Genomic DNA, 16,343 nt, shown 5'->3' with positions numbered 1-16,343 from the left:
GGCCGACGTAGTAGATGAAACGACCCTTGAGGTCGACCGGCAGCGGCTCGCCCTTGTTGAGCATGTCCACCATGCGCTTGTGCGCGGCATCGCGACCGGTCAGCAGCTTGCCGTTGAGCAGCAGGGTCTGCCCGGGTTTCCAGCTGGCGACGTCTTCCGGGGTGACCGTGTCGAGGTCCACGCGGGTGCCCTTGGAGGCGTCATAGGTGATCTGCGGCCAGTCTTCCAGCGACGGCGGATCGAGCATCACCGGGCCGCTGCCGTCCAGGGTGAAGTGCGCATGGCGGGTGGCCGCGCAATTGGGGATCATCGCCACCGGCAGGTTGGCCGCGTGGGTCGGGAAGTCCTTGACCTTGATGTCCAGCACGGTGGTCAGGCCGCCCAGGCCCTGCGCGCCGATGCCCAGCGCGTTGACCTTGTCGAACAGCTCCAGGCGCAGTTCTTCGGCGCGGTTGGAGGCGCCACGGGCCTTGAGCTCGTTGATGTCGATCGGCTCCATCAGCGACTCCTTGGCCAGCAGCATCGCCTTTTCAGCGGTGCCCCCGATGCCGATACCGAGCATGCCCGGCGGGCACCAGCCGGCGCCCATGGTCGGCACGGTCTTGAGCACCCAGTCGACGATCGAATCGGACGGGTTGAGCATGGCGAACTTGCTCTTGGCTTCCGAACCACCGCCCTTGGCGGCGACGATCACCTCCACGGTGTCGCCCGGCACGACCTTGACGTTGACCACGCCGGGGGTGTTGTCCTTGGTGTTGATGCGCTTGCCGGCCGGATCGGCCAGCACCGAGGCGCGCAGCTTGTTGTCCGGGTAGTTGTAGGCGCGGCGCACGCCCTCGTTGGCCATGTCTTCCACGCCCATCGTGGCATCGTCCCAACGCACGTTCATGCCGATTTCCAGGAACACGGTGACGATACCGGTGTCCTGGCAGATCGGCCGGTGGCCTTCGGCGCACATGCGGGAATTGATCAGGATCTGGGCCATCGCTTCCTTAGCGGCCGGCGATTCTTCGCGCTCGTAAGCAGCGGCGAGGCTCTTGATGTAATCGACCGGGTGGTAGTACGAGATGTACTGCAGCGCGTCGGCGATGGACTGGATGAGGTCTTCCTGCTTGATCGATGTCACGACTTGCTCGCTTGCTGGAGGCTGGCGGGGGTTGAACCGCCGATTTTAACAAGTCCCGCCCGGCGGCGTTGAGAATCGCTCGCGGGCCCGGCGTTTGGTGCACAGTGATCGCCCAGCCCTGTCACAGACGCCCACTCCACGGCGTCCTCCCGGCATGACCCCGACCGATACCTTCCAGATCCACCGTCCCCGCCTGTTCGCCCTGGCCTACCGCCTGCTGGGCAGCCGCAGCGACGCCGAGGACATCGTCCAGGACGCCTGGCTGCGCTGGCAGGGCGCTGACACCGCCGCGATCCGCGACCCCGAGGGCTGGCTGGTCACCGCCACCACCCGGTTGGGGCTGGACCGGCTGCGCGCCATACGCAACGCACGGGTTCAGTACGTGGGCCCGTGGCTGCCCGAGCCGCTGGAGATCGCACTGGATCCCGATCCGCTGCACGACCCGGCGCAACGCCACGCGCTGGCCGACGAGGTCTCAGTGGCCTTCCTGGCCCTGCTGGAACAGCTGAAGCCGGACGAGCGCGCCGCGTTCCTGCTCAAGGACGTGTTCGACTACGACTATCCCGAGATCGCCCCGCTGCTCGACCACAGCCTGGCCAATTGCCGCCAGCTGGTGCACCGCGCGCGCCAGCGGCTGCAGGCCGGCAAGCCGCGCTTCGATGTTTCGCCCGCGCAGCACCGCGACCTGCTGACCCGGTTCATGGACGCCTCCCAGCGCGGCGACCAGGCCGCGATCCTGTCGCTGCTGCACGCCAACGCCGAGATGGTCTCCGACGGTGGCGGACGGGTCACGGCGGCCATCCGGCCGCTGCTCGGCGCCGAACGCATCGCGCAGCTGTACTGGGCCATTGCCCGCCGCAACGGCGCGCATCCGGCGCGGATCGGCTACGTCAACGGCGAGCCGGCGATTCTGCGTTTCGAGGGCGCGCACCTGCACTCGATCACCCTGGTCAGCATCGATGGCGAGCGCATCGCGCAGGTGCTGAGCGTACTCAATCCGGAAAAACTCACCGCGCTTGTCACAGCCGGCGATGCAGGCGCGTCCTCCTGATGAAGACGGCCAGCGTGGCCGTCATGGAGTCCGTGATGTCCACTTCGCCCCGCGTTCCGTATTTCCGTCTGGCCAACGAGGCCATCAAGGGCCTGCTGGCCACCAGCAAGGCCGTACACGAGAGTTCGATCGATCCCACGCTGATGGAGCTGGTGTTCCTGCGCGTCTCGCAGATCAATGGGTGCGGCTACTGCATGGACATGCACGGCACCGCATTGCGCAAAGGCGGGATCGAGCCACGCAAGCTCGATACGCTGCCGGCCTGGCACGAAAGCCGCTTCTTCGATGCACGCGAACGCGCCGCGCTGGGCTGGGCCGAGGCGCTGACGCGGCTGCCCGAGGGTGCGCCGTCCGATGCCGCCTTCGATGCACTGTCGCCGCACTTCGATGAGAAGGGCATCAGCGATCTGAGCGTGGGCGTGGCGGTGATCAACGCGTGGAACCGGCTGGGCGCCGGGTTGCTGCCGCCGCTGCCATAAGCGGGGAGAAACGCATTCCGGTCGTGTCGACACAGCCGCATCGTGCCGGCATGACCCGGTAGTGCCGGCCGCTGGCCGGCTCCAGGTGAAACAATGCCATCGCACGGTAGTGCCGGCCGCTGGCCGGCTCCAGGTGAAACCCTGGCATCGCGTGGAGCCGGCCAGCGGCCGGCACTACCCGGTAAAACCCTGGCATCGCGTGGAGCCGGCCAGCGGCCGGCACTACCCGGTGACATCCTGGCATTGCCGACGGCCGGCATTGCCCGGGTGCGTTGCGTGCGTTCATGCCTCCGCCACGCGCGCGGCGCGCACAATAGCGCCATGCCCGCCTCCCCCGCTGCCGGCGCTTCCGGCCAGAAGAATCCCAGCCTGCGCGAACGCTTCCAGGCGATGCGCAACCTGCCTCCGTTCCTGCGCCAGGTCTGGCAGACCAGCCCGTGGTTGGCCTCGGCCAGTCTCGGACTGCGCCTGATCCGCGCGTTGCTGCCGGTGGCGATGTTGTACGTGGGCAAGCTGATCATCGACGCGGCGGTGCACCTGAGCCAGCATGACGCCGGCTTCCCGCCGTTCGGTGAAGCGCTGTCCAGCGGCCTGCTCAATCCCCTGCTCGGCCTGCTCGCACTGGAGTTCGGCCTGGCCATCGTGTCCGACCTGCTGGGGCGCATGGTCAGCTATGCCGACAGCCTGCTCTCGGAACTGTTCACCAACGTCACCAGCGTACGGCTGATGGAGCATGCCGCCGAACTGGACCTGGAAGACTTCGAAGACCCGGACCTGCAGGACAAGCTGGACCGCGCGCGGCGCCAGACCATGGGCCGGATGAACCTGATGAGCCAGCTGTTCGGCCAGGTCCAGGACGCCATCACCGTGGCCAGCCTGGCGGTCGGCCTGCTGGTGTATGCACCGTGGCTGATCCTGCTGCTGGCGGTGGCGCTGGTGCCGGCCTTCATCGGCGAATCGCATTTCAACGCAGCCGGCTACTCGCTCAACTTCCAGTGGACGCCCGAGCGTCGCCAGCTGGATTACCTGCGCCAGATCGGCGCCAGCGTGGAAACGGCCAAGGAGGTGAAGATCTTCAACCTGCACCGCTTCCTGATCGAGCGCTACAAGTTCCTGGCCGACAAGTTCTTCCATGCCAACCGCGCGTTGGCGCGCAAACGTGCGTTCTGGGGCACGTTGCTGGCCGCACTCGGGACGCTGGGCTACTACACCGCCTATGCGTACATCGCCTGGCGCACCGTGCGCGGCGATTTCTCGATCGGCGACCTGACTTTCCTGGCCGGCAGTTTCCTGCGTCTGCGCCAGTTGCTGGAGGGCTTGTTGATCGGCTTCTCGCAGGTCGCCGGGCAGGCGCTGTACCTGGACGACCTGTTCTCGTTCTTCCAGATCCAGCCGGAGATCCACTCGCGCACCGATGCGGTGGCGATCCCGCAGCCGATCACCGCAGGCTTCGTGTTCGAGAACGTCGGCTTCCGCTACCCGGATGCGGAAAACTGGGCGGTGCGCCACCTGGATTTCGAACTGCGCGCCGGCGAAGTGCTGGCGCTGGTCGGCGAGAACGGCGCTGGCAAGACCACGCTGGTGAAGCTGCTGGCGCGCCTGTACGACCCGGACGAAGGCCGCATCCTGCTCGACGGACGCGACCTGTGCGACTACGACCTGGATGACCTGCGCGCCAACATGGGCGTGATCTTCCAGGACTTCGTGCGTTACAACCTCAGCGCAGGCGAGAACATCGGCGTCGGACTGGTCGAGGCAATGACCGACGATGCACGCATCCGCGACGCCGCCCGCCGCGGCATGGCCGATGAAGTGATCAATGCGCTGCCGCACGGCTACGAACAGCTGATCGGACGCCGCTTCAAACAAGGCGTGGACCTGTCCGGCGGGCAGTGGCAGAAGATCGCCATCGCCCGTGCCTACATGCGCGATGCGCAGGTGATGATCCTCGACGAGCCCACCGCCGCCCTGGATGCACGCAGCGAGTTCGAGGTGTTCCAGCGCTTCAAGGAACTGTCCGACCAGCGCACCGCCGTGCTGATCTCGCACCGCTTCTCTTCGGTACGCATGGCCGACCGCATCCTGGTGCTGGCCGGCGGCCGGATCGAGGCAAGCGGCACCCATGCCGAACTGATGACCCAGGGCGGTCGTTACGCCGAATTGTTCGAACTGCAGGCCGCCGGGTACCGTTGAAACCCCCACTCCACAAGCCTTTCCGGCCGGTCAATGAGAATTTATCTCATTTGAGATAAACTGGACGGGACAAAACAGATCAGACCCCACCCCCATGTCTTCCGCTTTCGGCGCCGAAACGGTGCTTGAGGTCCGTCACTGGACCGACGCCTACTTCAGCTTCACCACGACCCGCGACAGCGGCTTCCGCTTCGAGAACGGCCAGTTCGTGATGATCGGCCTGGAAACCGAGGCACGCCCGTTGCTGCGCGCGTATTCCATCGCCAGCGCCAACTGGGAAGAGAACCTGGAGTTCTTCAGCATCAAGGTCCAGGACGGCCCGCTGACCTCGCGCCTGCAGCACATCAAGCCGGGCGACAAGGTCCTGGTCGGCAAGAAGCCCACCGGCACCCTGCTGATCAGCGATCTGCACCCGGGCAAGCACCTGTACCTGCTGGGCACCGGCACCGGCCTGGCGCCGTGGCTGTCGGTGATCAAGGACCCGGAGACCTACGAGCGCTTCGACAAGGTGATCCTCACCCACGGCGTGCGTTACGAAAAGGACCTGGCGTACCGCGACCTGTTCGAGAAGGAACTGCGCGAGCACGAATTCCTCGGCGAGATGATCGGCGACAAGCTGCTGTACTACCCGGCCGTCACCCGCGAGGCGTTCCCCAACCAGGGCCGCCTGACCTCGTTGATGGAAAGCGGTGAAATGCAGAAGACCCTGGGCCTGCCGCCGCTGGATCCGGAAAACGACCGCGCCATGATCTGCGGCAGCCCGCAGATGCTGGCCGACCTGCGCACCGTACTGGACAGCCGTGGCTTCCAGACCTCGCCGCGCATCGGTACCCCGGGCCACTACGTGTTCGAGCGCGCGTTCGTCGAAAAGTAAGCGCACCCGTAGAGCCACGCCATGCGTGGCTGAAGCCTTCCACGGGACCCTTAGCCCCACGCCATGCGTGGCTGGGGCCTTCCACGAATCCCATCCGCGCCAGGTAGAGCCACGCCATGCGTGGCTGGGGCCTTCCACGATCCATGTCCGCGCGGAGCCGGCCAGCGGCCGGCACTACCTTGCCGCCATCAAGCGGGGGCCAACGCCCGCATCACCCCAGCGCCGCCTCGATATCCCCACGCAGCGATTCCGGCTTGTCGGTCGGCGCATAGCGTTCCAGCACCTGCCCGTCGCGGCCGATCAGGAACTTGCTGAAATTCCACTTGATCCCGCGCGTGCCCAACACCCCGGACTTCTCCGCCTTGAGCCACTGCCACAGCGGATGCGCGCCCTCGCCGTTGACGTCCACCTTGTCCGACAGCGGGAAATCGACGGCGTAGGTCAACGAGCAGAAATTGCGGATCTCATCGGCGTTGCCCGGCTCCTGGTGCCCGAACTGATCGCACGGGAACCCGATCACCACCAGCCCGCGCGGCGCGTACTCCCGCCACAGCGCTTCCAGCCCCTCGTACTGCGGGGTGAAACCGCACTTGCTGGCCACGTTGACCACCAGCAGTACCTTGCCCCGGTACTGCTCCAGCGCCTGCGGCTGGCCGGTGAGATCCACGAACGAGAAATCGAAAGCGCTGGTCATGGGGCGTGCTCCGGTGGAAGGGAGACATATTAGCGCTGTGGGGGTGACGCGCTGTTGCCCTCGAGAGCAGCCACCCATGGGGTGGCTCTACCATCCGGCTTCATGAGGAGCAGGTCACGCGCGAGCCCACGCGGACGTTTTCACGGCGCCCCGCAACGCGCAGCCCGACCCGCGCCGCCGCCTTGGCCTTGGCTGTCAGACCCGGCCCGCAATCCCATGCCTTTCGACACAAGCCCCCTGCCATGGCGCCGGGGTAACCTCGTGCACTTGTCTGACCGGAGAATTCCCCTTGACCACCCGTCTTGCCCTCGCTGTCGCCGTGACCCTCGGCCTTGCCCTGCCCGCCTATTCCGCCGTTGCCGCCGCCCCCGTGGCCGCCAACGCCCAGCAGGCCAACCCCTTCTTCGCCGACAGCCGCCTGCCGCTGCACTACCCGCAGTTCGACAAGATCAAGGACAGCGACTTCGCGCCCGCCTTCGACGCCGGCATGGCCCAGCAGCTGAAGGAAGTGGAGGCAATCGCCAACAACAAGGCCAAGCCGACCTTCGACAACACCCTCATCGCCCTGGAAAAGAGCGGTGACACCCTCGACCGCGCCACCACCGTCTTCTTCAGCCTGGTCGGCGCCGATACCAACGACGCGCGCAAGAAGCTGCAGGCCGACTACTCGGCCAAGTTCGCCGCCCACAGCGACGCCATCGCCCTCAATGGCAAGCTGTTCGCCCGCATCCAGACCCTGTACGACACCCGCACCCAGCTCGGCCTCGACGCCGAAGGCGTGCGCCTGGTCGAGAAGTACTACGACAGCTACGTCCGCGCCGGCGCCAAGCTCAACGAGGCCGACAAGACCAAGCTCAAGGCGATGAACGCCGAGCTGGCCAACCTGGGCACCACCTTCAGCCAGAACGTGCAGAACGAAGTGAATGCGTCGGCCGTCGTCGTCGATGACGTCAAGCAGCTCGACGGCCTGTCCGCCGAGCAGATCGCTGCCGCCGCCGAAGCCGCCAAGGCCCGCAAGCTGGACGGCAAGTACGTCATCGCCCTGCTCAACACCACCGGCCAGCCGCCGCTGACCAACCTGCGCAACCGCGACCTGCGCAAGAAGATCTACGAAGCCTCCATCACCCGCGGCAGCCGCGGCGGTGAGTTCGACAACACCGCGCTGGTCTCGCGCATCATGCAGCTGCGCGCCGACAAGGCCAAGCTGATGGGCTTTGCCAACTTCGCCGCCTACAACCTGACCAACCAGACCGCCAAGACCCCCGAAGCGGTCAACGCCATGCTCGGCCAGCTCGCCCCGGCCGCCGTCGCCAACGCCAAGCGCGAAGCGGCCGACCTGCAGGCCATGATCGACAAGGAACAGAAGGCCGCCGGCAAGCCGGCCTTCCAGCTCGAAGCGTGGGACTGGGCCTTCTACAGCGAGAAGGTGCGCCAGGCCAAGTACAACTTCGACGAATCCCAGCTCAAGCCGTACTTCGAGCTGAAGAACGTGCTGGAAAACGGCGTGTTCTTCGCCGCCAACCAGGAATACGGCCTGACCTTCAAGCAGCGCACCGACCTGCCGGTCTACCACGAGGACGTCACCGTCTATGACGTGTTCGACGCCGACGGCAGCCAGCTGGCGATCTTCATCTTCGACCCCTACGCACGCGCCTCCAAGCGCGGCGGCGCGTGGATGAACTCGTATGTGTCCCAGTCCGCACTGACCGGCTTCAAGCCGGTGGTGGCCAACCACCTCAACATCCCCAAGCCGCCGGCGGGCCAGCCTTCGCTGCTGACCTGGGATGAAGTAACCACCACCTTCCACGAGTTCGGCCACGCCCTGCACGGCATGTTCTCCAACGTGAAGTACCCGTACTTCTCCGGTACCGCCGTGCCGCGCGACTTCGTCGAGTTCCCCTCGCAGGTCAACGAAATGTGGTCGGACAACCCGGCCATCCTGAAGAACTACGCCAAGCACTACCAGAACGGCACCGCGATGCCGCAGGCCCTGCTGGACAAGGTGATCGCCGCGGCCAAGTTCAACCAGGGCTTTGCCACCACCGAGTACCTGGGTGCGGCCATGCTGGACCAGCGCTGGCACCAGATCGGTCCGGACCAGGTCCCGGCCGCCAAGGACGTGATGGCCTTCGAGCGCGCCGCGCTGGAGAAGGACGGCATCTACTACGCGCCGGTTCCGCCGCGCTACAAGACTCCGTACTTCAGCCACATCATGGGCGGCTACTCGGCCGGCTACTACGCCTACATCTGGTCCGAAGTGCTGGATGCCAACACCCAGAAGTGGTTCCGCGAAAACGGTGGCCTGAGCCGCAAGAACGGCGACCATTTCCGCCAGACCCTGCTGTCCAAGGGCGGCAGCGTGGATGCGATGGAACTGTTCCGCACCTTCGCCGGGCATGAGCCGCAGATCGAACCGCTGCTGGAAAAGCGTGGTTTGACCGGCGGTGATGGGAAGAAGTAAGCGTTTGATTCAACAACGCGTGTAAACAGAACCGCCCGGCATTGCCGGGCGGTTTTTTATTATCCATCCCGGCGGTTGGCAGCCGCGCATCATCCGGATGGACGGCCAACGCATTGGCAATGCACCTCATGCGCGGACAGCAGCGCTCCGTCGGGATCCGACGCTCCTGCGAAGGCAGATCGGACCCGCTGACCAGCGGCCAGAAGGGCCTCGAGCACAGTGGCGTTGTCGGAGGACATGCCCACATCGCAGTGGGCTTGCTGCGTTGGCGACAGCCGACCCATCACAAGGAGTGCGTTCACCCGCGCGGCGTCAGCGCGGCGCGATGTAACCGCCCGGTACGCCGTTGGGCGACAACACCACCTGCCACAGCTGCGAATTCCGGCAGCGGAAACTCGCCATCGACGCCGCCAGGTAGAACCGCCACATGCGCTTGAATCGCGCGTCATAGCGCTGCGGGTCCAGCTCGCCCCACGCCTGCTCGATGTTCAACCGCCACGCCTGCAGCGTGCGGTCGTAGTCCGGTCCGAAGCTGTGCCAGTCCTCCAGCACGAACAACCCTTCGTAGGCGGCGGTGATCTGCGCGGCCGAAGGCAGCATCGAGTTCGGGAAGATATAGCGGGCGATCCACGGGTCGGTGCGGTGCCGCGAGATATTGCCGCCGATCGTATGCAGCAGGAACAGACCGTGCGGCTGCAGGCAGCGCCGCGCCATCTCGAAATAGCCGGGGTAGTTCTTCTCGCCGACATGTTCGAACATGCCCACCGAGAAAATGGCATCGAAGGTCTCTTCGACGTCGTGGTAATCCTGCAACCGGATCTCGATGGGCAGCCCGGCGCACAACTGGCGGGCGTAGTCGGCCTGCTCCTGCGAGATGGTGACGCCCACGCCGGACACGCCGTAACGTTCGGCGGCGAACTTCAATGCTTCGCCCCAGCCGCAGCCGATGTCCAGCACGTGCTGGCCCGGGCGCAGCCCGAGCTTGCGGCAGATCAGGTCGAGTTTGGCTTCCTGTGCCGCATCCAGGTCCACGGCATCGCGCCAGTAGCCGCAGCTGTAGACCAGCCGCTGGCCGAGCATCGCTTCGTAGAGATCGTTGCCGAGGTCGTAGTGGCGCTTGCCGACCTCGAAGCTGCCGCTGCCGGCCTGAAGGTTGAACAGGCGCGCCTTGAGCGCATCGGCCACTTCGCGCCAGCCGTGTACGCGGTCGTCCAGGTGCGCCTGCATCAGGTGATACAGGAAATCGTCCAGTGCAGCGACGTCCCACTGGCCGTCCATGTAGCTCTCGCCCAGGCCCAGCGAGCCGTGGGCCATGACCCGCGTGTAGAAATGCGGGTCGTGGACGTGGATGTCGTGGGGCTGGTCACCGTCGACGGTGATCCCCGCTTCGTGCAGCAACAGCGCCACTCGTCGTTGCAGTCCCGCGTCCACGTCGCCTCCGTCGATCAGCCCTGGGCAAACAATCCCGCATATGCCGCACCGACATGCGGCGCCAGTACGCTGGCCGGCACGTCCACGGTCTGCGTGCCATCCGAATACGGCCCCACCTGGTACGGCGGGAACACGAAGCGTACCGCGCTGATCTTGCCATCGGTACCGGTCAGCGGCTGGAACTGGCTGAAGTTCTCCGCGCTCGGCTCGGTGCCGTCGGCGATCATCCGGCTGGCGCTGCGCAGCGATTCCTGCAACTGGCCCGGGTCCATGTCTTCGCTGCTCAGGCGGGTGGCGACGCGCTCGCGCAGCTGGTCACCGATGTAATCGCTGACCGCCTTCCAACCCTTGGCATCGGCCACCAGTTTGTCGGCGGTGAGCATCTGCTGCTGTTCGGGCAGCCACACGAAGCGCGCCACCAGCGGCTCGCCATGGGCACCGCCGGTGTAGCGGCTGCCATCGGCGCTCACCACTACCAGCTGCGGCGTTTCCAGCACTTTTTCGAAGCTCAGCGACAGCTCGTACGGCATGGTCGGCTTGTCGTTGCCCAGACCATCGACGGCCTGCTGCAACTCGCCGCGCGCGGCAGTGGCGTAATCGGCCAAGGCTTTGGCCAGGCCCGGGTACTTGGCGATGTCGGTCGGGTAGCTGATCCCGATGACGGCCTGCGGCGTGTTCTCGATCACGTCGCGAAGCTCGACCGGCGCGGCCGCGACGGGCGCTTCGATGTTCGCCGGCTGCGTGGCGGTCGCGCCATCGGCCGGTGCCGTGGCGGTATCGCCCGCGTCGCGCTTGCAACCCGCCACCAGCACCAGGCCCACGGCCATGGCCAACGCGCTGGCGCGCAGCGCGCGACGGTTTACTACGATGTTCATTGCAATCCCCTTGTTGAAACCCAGCATCATGTTGTTTCGTCCCTGACGCGAGACCGCCCGCCGTCAACCGGCGAGCAGGTCGTCGTATTCCTCGTGTCGTTGCATGAAGGCTTCGGCGTAGGCACACGCCGGCACCACTTTGTATTTGTGTTCGCGCGCATAGCGTAGCGCCACCTTGGTCAACTCACCGGCAATGCCGCGGCCGGCGATGGGCTCGGGCACCTCGGTGTGGGTGATGACCATGCGCTTCTGTCGTTTCAGCGACTTGATCTGGTAGTCCAGCAGCGCCAGGTGCCCCTGGATCCGGGCCTGGAAGCGGTGGTTGGCCAGATCGTGCTCCACCTCGTACGCCAATCCGGGCGGGGTGACCGAAGCCATGGGCGGTGTCTCCTGCGGCAACTGACGCGATAGTGCGCAGCGTAGCGCCATGATCGCGTGAAGCCTGAACAGGGGCAAGCAGCGACGCTGAGCGTCACTTCCGGACCAGTGCGCCCTGCCTGGGGAGGACCGGGGCACCGGCGCCTGGGCACGCGTCCCGTCATCGCCCTGCCGTCCCGAAGCGCTGTCCCGCGCGCGGCTAAAGTCTCAGCCGTTCAAGCCGATATCGGTAACGGACAGGGCGTGAAAGCTGGCACGAGTTTTGCGACACCTGCCTGCCCGAATCCGTTTTACCTGGAGGTCCTCATGGACAACGCACCCACCTCCCCGGCCCCGGCCGATGCCGACAGCTCGCTGCTGGAAGGCCTATTCCAGCTGGCCGTGAACGGCCAGACCAACGGCTGGGAATTCGATCAGATCGACAACGAGGTCTACGCCCGGCTGCTCAGCGCGTACGGCACCGACGGCAAGAAAGTGGCGTAACGCGTCGCTTGCCCGTGGCACGACCCACGGTCGTGCCCTTCCGCCGGCGGCTGTCGGCGTTCCTGGTCCGGGCAGGTACCGACCGCTGGTCGGTACGCCGGTATCCCGGCAATCATCCCAGTGGACGGAAGCTCGGGTTGCTCAGCTCGCGCAGGAAGTGCTCGAAGATCGCCGGACGCATGGCCAGCATGAAGATCACCCCGAACGCGGCGCCGGCCAGGTGTGCGCTGTGGTTGATGCGGTCGCCGCCGCGGCGGTCCATCCAGATGCTGTAGCCCACATAGAACGCCGCGTAGATGATCGCCGGCGCCGGAATGAAGAACACGAAGATCACGCTCCACGGGCTGAGCAGGATGAAGGCGAACAGCACCGCCGACACCGCGCCGGACGCGCCCAGGCTCAGGTAGTTCGGATTCTTCTGGTTCTTCAGGTAGCTGGGCAGGATCGACATCACCAGCGCGCCGAGATAGAACGCCGGATAGGTCAGGTAGCTGCCGGTCAGCTGGATCATCACCGACTCGATCTGGCCGCCGAAGAAGAACAGCGTGATCATGTTGAACGCCAGGTGCGCCAGGTCCGCATGGATGAACCCGTAGGTCACCAGACGGTCGTACTGGCGGTGGCGGTCCACCGCCGGCGGCCACAGGATCAGGCGGTCGCCGAGCTTGCGGTTCTTGAACGCCATCCACGACACGATGACGGTGATGGCGATCAGCAGCAGGTTGACGGGGGTCATGTCAGGGCTCAGGCCGTACGGTAGTTGTCGACCATACGATAGCGCCTGGCATACCAACCGAAGGCCAACGCGGCGAGGAAGGCGAAACCGGCGAAGAAGAACATCAGGAACGCGGCCTCGCTCAGGCCGGTACTGGCGATCTGGTGGGTCACCGTGTCGTTGCGCACGGCCGCGTTGGACAGCAGCACCCACAGGTTGCCGATGGTGGTGGTCAGGTTCCAGAAGCTCATCACCACGCCCTTCATCGCCTGCGGCGCCTGGCTGTAGGCGAACTCCAGGCCGGTGGCCGAGACCAGCACCTCACCGAAGGTCAGCAATGCGTAGGGCAGCATCTGCCAGAAGATCGACATGACGTTGCCGCCGTCCATCATCACCTGGATACCGCCCACCACGACCCAGGCCAGCCCGCTGAAGGCGATGCCCACGGTCATGCGGCGCAGTGCGGTCGGCTCGACGCCGAAGCGGCGCAGCGCCGGGTACAGCACCAGGTTGTTGAACGGGATCAGCAGCATCACCAGCAGCGGGTTCAGCGCCTGCATCTGCGAGGCGGTGAACCACGACGGCATGGCCATCTGCTGCCCCTGCAGCACCCAGGTGGACGCTTTCTGGTCGAACAGCGAGAAGAACGGGGTGGTCAGGGCGAAGATCACCAGCACCCGCAGCACCGAGCGCACGCCTTCGACCGCTTCGGCCGGGTGCACCGCGCGGGCGCGGTCAAGCTGGATCCAGGTACCGCCACCGATACCGGCCAGCAGCAGCACCAGCGCGATGCACAGGCAGATCACGATGCCGAGGCTGCCGACCAGGCCCAGCGAGGCCACCGCCAGCACAGCGCCGAGGATCGCCAGGGTACGGCCCGGACGGCCCTTGCCCGGCACCTGCGCCGACAGCGCGGTGCGCACCACGTTGCCGAACGAATGCGGGTCCTTGGGCGGCAGCGGCACCAGCACGTAACGCTTGCGGCCCAGCCAGAACACGAAGGTGGCCACGAACATCAGGATGCCCGGGATGCCGAAGGCCCACTGCGGGCCCAGGTTCTTCAGCGCCAGCGGGATCAGCAGCGAGGCGAACAGCGAGCCGAAGTTGATGATCCAGTAGAAGGCGTCGAACACGACCTTGGCCAGATGCTTGTTGCTCTGGTCGAACTGGTCGCCCATGAACGAGGCCACCAGCGGCTTGATCCCACCGGCGCCCAGCGCGATCAGGCCCAGGCCGAGGAAGAAGCCCTGGCGGCTGTCCTCGAACACCGCTAGGCAGGCGTGGCCGGCGCAGTAGATCAGGCTGAACCACAGGATGGTGTGGTACTTGCCGAAGAACTTGTCGGCCAGCCAGCCACCGAGCAGCGGGAAGAAATACACGCCGATCATGAAGCTGTGCATGATGTCCTTGGCTTCGCCCGCACGGCCTTCGGCGGTGATCTCCTGCAGCAGCAGCGAGGTGATCAGGAACTGCACCAGGATGTTGCGCATCCCGTAGAAACTGAACCGCTCGCAGGCCTCATTGCCAATGATGTACGGAATCTGGCCTGGCAACTTTCCTTTGCCGGGGCTGGCGGCTGCGATCGTGCTCATCCTATGGGGCTGTCCTGCGAATACGAAAGTGCGCGAGCTTACCGGAAGCCCCGGAGCGGCGCACGCTGCGACCCTACGTGACAGCAGACGCCGAACATGGCAGTGGATCGCTGCAGATCGCAACGGAAGTCACGAAGCCTCGACGGCGCAAGCGTAAACTTATCGTTATGCGCATGATCTCCATTGGTGTCACGGGACGTTGGCCGGGTTGGCTGCTGCTGATGCTGCTGGCGGCATCGGTCGCACAGGCGCATGCGCGCCAGGCCGAGGACGGGCCACGCCTGCTCAAGGTGGCTACGCTGGAACTGCCCACCCTGGGCGAGGGCCAGTGGGAACAACGTCGCGACCAGGTACTGCAGATGCTCGATGCGCTGCAACCGGATGTGATCGCGGTGCAGCGGGTGTTGCAGACCCAGGGCCGCAACCCGGCCTGCTGGCTGGCCTCGCGGCTGCGCTACAGCTGCGACTTCGTCACCGCCGACCCGCCCAGCCAGCCACTGCGCCATGGCAGCGCCATGCTGACCCGGCTGCCGGTCAGCGAGGACGGGGTGACCCTGCTGCACCCACCGGGCCAGTTCAGCGCCGCCGGCATGCTGCGGGTCAAGCTGCAGGAAGAGCTGATCAATATCTATGTGGCGCGGTTGCGTCCCGATCCGGACGAGCCGCTGGTGCGGCGCCACCAGACCAGCGACCTGATGACCTGGATCGGCGCCACCGCCGAGGGCCTGCCTTCACTGATCGCCGGTGATTTTTCCGCCGACACCGCCGAACTGGTGCGCAGCTCGCCGGGTTTCCAGCCGGCGCGCCGCAATCCGGGCGAGCGGGTCGACCCGCCGTCGGTGGCCGGCAGCGCGCGCGGCCATGGGCTGGACGTGCTGTTCCAGGTCAAGCACTTCGAGGGCATCGGCCAGCAGGCACTGAAACTGCCGGCCAGCGACAGCGGCGATGCCGACAAGGGCGCGCTGCGGCTGGGGGTGATGGCCACGCTGCGGCTGCAGTCGCCGGTGCCGGTCAGCGCGCCCTGATCCCCGGCCCGGCGCCGCAACGAAAACGGCCAGGCATCGCTGCCTGGCCGTTTGCTCATCTACCGTGCTGGATCGCTCAGGCGATCGCGGCCTGGTAACGACGCTCGACTTCGTTCCAGTCGACCACGTTGAAGAACGCGCCGATGTATTCCGGGCGACGGTTCTGGTACTTCAGGTAGTAGGCGTGTTCCCACACATCCAGACCCAGGATCGGGGTGTTGCCATCCATCAGCGGGGTGTCCTGGTTGGCACTGCTTTCCACCACCACCTTCTTGTCCGGGGTGACACTCAGCCAGGCCCAGCCGCTGCCGAAGCGGGTCAGCGCCGCCTTGGTGAAGGCGTCCTTGAACTTGTCGAAACCGCCCAGCTGCGATTCGATCGCCTTGCCGACCTCACCGACCGGAGCGCCGCCGCCGTTGGGCGACATCACGGTCCAGAACAGGCTGTGGTTGGCATGGCCGCCACCGTTGTTGCGCACCGGACCCTGCAGGTTTTCCGGCAGCGACTTGGTCTTCTTGACCAGCTCTTCAATCGGCAGGTCGGCGTATTCGGTGCCTTCCAGTGCAGCATTGACGTTGTTGATGTAGGTCTGGTGGTGCTTGGTGTGATGGATTTCCATCGTGGCCGCGTCGATATGCGGCTCGAGTGCGTCGTAGGCGTAGGACAGCTTGGGGAGGGTATAGGCCATGTGGTTCTCCTGGTAGCTCACTCACCCGGCGAAGACCGGGCGTTGCGCTGACGATGATGGGGATGGCCGACAAGCTTACCACGCCCCGTGTAAAGGAAACCTGCTCTCGTGCATGCAGGCTCTGCACACGATGTTACGCAGCGGTGACGGCAGCGCGGCATTGTTGGGCTGCGCCTCATCGCCCCGTGCGCGGTTGACGGTACAGTAGGGGCCGTCTTCCCTGCCCCGCCCCGCCCATGCGCAAACCTTTGCTGTTGCTGGTCGCCATCGTACTGCTG

15 protein-coding genes are annotated in these 16,343 nt (G+C 65.8%); 7 read left to right on the top strand and 8 right to left on the bottom strand.

The features are described 5' to 3' along the window. The coding region (locus tag RTO53_RS15095; protein WP_312238560.1) for a fumarate hydratase at positions 1-1,126 on the bottom strand (1,126 nt) is incomplete at its 3' end. A gap of 154 nt (positions 1,127-1,280) precedes the next feature. On the opposite strand from RTO53_RS15095, the gene sigJ reads away from it, so the two are divergent. From sigJ to RTO53_RS15075, 4 genes are all read left to right on the top strand, one after another. After that, a complete protein-coding gene (gene sigJ / locus RTO53_RS15090) occupies positions 1,281-2,177 on the top strand; it encodes an RNA polymerase sigma factor SigJ (RefSeq protein ID WP_312238559.1) in 897 nt (298 codons plus the stop codon). A 35-nt stretch (positions 2,178-2,212) separates the two neighbouring features. After that, on the top strand, positions 2,213-2,656 hold the full coding sequence (locus tag RTO53_RS15085) for a carboxymuconolactone decarboxylase family protein (RefSeq protein WP_312238558.1): 444 nt from the start codon (positions 2,213-2,215) through the stop codon (positions 2,654-2,656). Between the two features lie 321 nt (positions 2,657-2,977). Then, a complete protein-coding gene (locus tag RTO53_RS15080; RefSeq protein ID WP_312238557.1) occupies positions 2,978-4,849 on the top strand; it encodes an ABC transporter ATP-binding protein in 1,872 nt (623 codons plus the stop codon). Between the two features lie 94 nt (positions 4,850-4,943). Further along, positions 4,944-5,723 (top strand): ferredoxin--NADP reductase, encoded by a 780-nt coding sequence (locus tag RTO53_RS15075; protein ID WP_019185907.1) that lies wholly within the window; start codon positions 4,944-4,946, stop codon positions 5,721-5,723. 211 nt (positions 5,724-5,934) lie between these two features. Here the strand turns inward: RTO53_RS15075 and RTO53_RS15070 are convergent, their stop codons facing one another. Beyond that, a complete protein-coding gene (locus tag RTO53_RS15070; RefSeq protein WP_312238556.1) occupies positions 5,935-6,417 on the bottom strand; it encodes a glutathione peroxidase in 483 nt (160 codons plus the stop codon). A gap of 289 nt (positions 6,418-6,706) precedes the next feature. Between RTO53_RS15070 and RTO53_RS15065 the strand changes: the two genes are divergently transcribed. After that, entirely contained in the window at positions 6,707-8,878 is a 2,172-nt protein-coding gene (locus tag RTO53_RS15065; RefSeq protein WP_312238555.1) for a M3 family metallopeptidase, read from the top strand. 312 nt (positions 8,879-9,190) lie between these two features. Here RTO53_RS15065 and cfa read toward each other — a convergent pair whose 3' ends face one another. The 3 genes from cfa to RTO53_RS15050 form a co-directional block, all read right to left on the bottom strand. After that, a complete protein-coding gene (cfa, locus tag RTO53_RS15060; protein ID WP_312238554.1) occupies positions 9,191-10,309 on the bottom strand; it encodes a cyclopropane fatty acyl phospholipid synthase in 1,119 nt (372 codons plus the stop codon). A gap of 14 nt (positions 10,310-10,323) precedes the next feature. After that, a complete protein-coding gene (locus RTO53_RS15055; RefSeq protein ID WP_312238553.1) occupies positions 10,324-11,184 on the bottom strand; it encodes a DUF4163 domain-containing protein in 861 nt (286 codons plus the stop codon). Positions 11,185-11,247: 63 nt separating this feature from the next. Beyond that, entirely contained in the window at positions 11,248-11,562 is a 315-nt protein-coding gene (locus tag RTO53_RS15050) for a GNAT family N-acetyltransferase (RefSeq protein ID WP_312238552.1), read from the bottom strand. Between the two features lie 306 nt (positions 11,563-11,868). Between RTO53_RS15050 and RTO53_RS15045 the strand changes: the two genes are divergently transcribed. Beyond that, positions 11,869-12,045, top strand: a complete 177-nt coding sequence (locus RTO53_RS15045; RefSeq protein ID WP_256775574.1) for a hypothetical protein — start codon at positions 11,869-11,871, stop codon at positions 12,043-12,045. Between the two features lie 112 nt (positions 12,046-12,157). On the opposite strand, the gene RTO53_RS15040 is transcribed toward RTO53_RS15045, so the two are convergent. Together RTO53_RS15040 and RTO53_RS15035 are read right to left on the bottom strand one after the other, a co-directional pair. Beyond that, on the bottom strand, positions 12,158-12,781 hold the full coding sequence (locus RTO53_RS15040; protein ID WP_256775575.1) for a rhomboid family intramembrane serine protease: 624 nt from the start codon (positions 12,779-12,781) through the stop codon (positions 12,158-12,160). An 8-nt stretch (positions 12,782-12,789) separates the two neighbouring features. Continuing rightward, positions 12,790-14,352: an oligopeptide:H+ symporter gene (locus RTO53_RS15035; RefSeq protein ID WP_312238551.1), complete on the bottom strand. Its 1,563-nt coding sequence runs from the start codon at positions 14,350-14,352 to the stop codon at positions 12,790-12,792. 221 nt (positions 14,353-14,573) lie between these two features. Here RTO53_RS15035 and RTO53_RS15030 point away from each other — a divergent pair, with 221 nt between their 5' ends. After that, the gene (locus tag RTO53_RS15030; RefSeq protein ID WP_312238561.1) at positions 14,574-15,377 is read left to right on the top strand and encodes an endonuclease/exonuclease/phosphatase family protein; all 804 of its coding nucleotides are present in this window, start codon (positions 14,574-14,576) and stop codon (positions 15,375-15,377) included. A gap of 76 nt (positions 15,378-15,453) precedes the next feature. On the opposite strand, the gene RTO53_RS15025 is transcribed toward RTO53_RS15030, so the two are convergent. Then, on the bottom strand, positions 15,454-16,065 hold the full coding sequence (locus RTO53_RS15025; protein WP_312238550.1) for a superoxide dismutase: 612 nt from the start codon (positions 16,063-16,065) through the stop codon (positions 15,454-15,456). Positions 16,066-16,343: the final 278 nt, after the last annotated feature.

The organism is Stenotrophomonas sp. (genome assembly GCF_031995405.1).
Classification (GTDB): Bacteria; Pseudomonadota; Gammaproteobacteria; order Xanthomonadales; family Xanthomonadaceae; genus Stenotrophomonas.
Note: the sequence above shows the minus strand (reverse complement) of the source record. Positions and strands in the feature narration are given on the sequence as shown.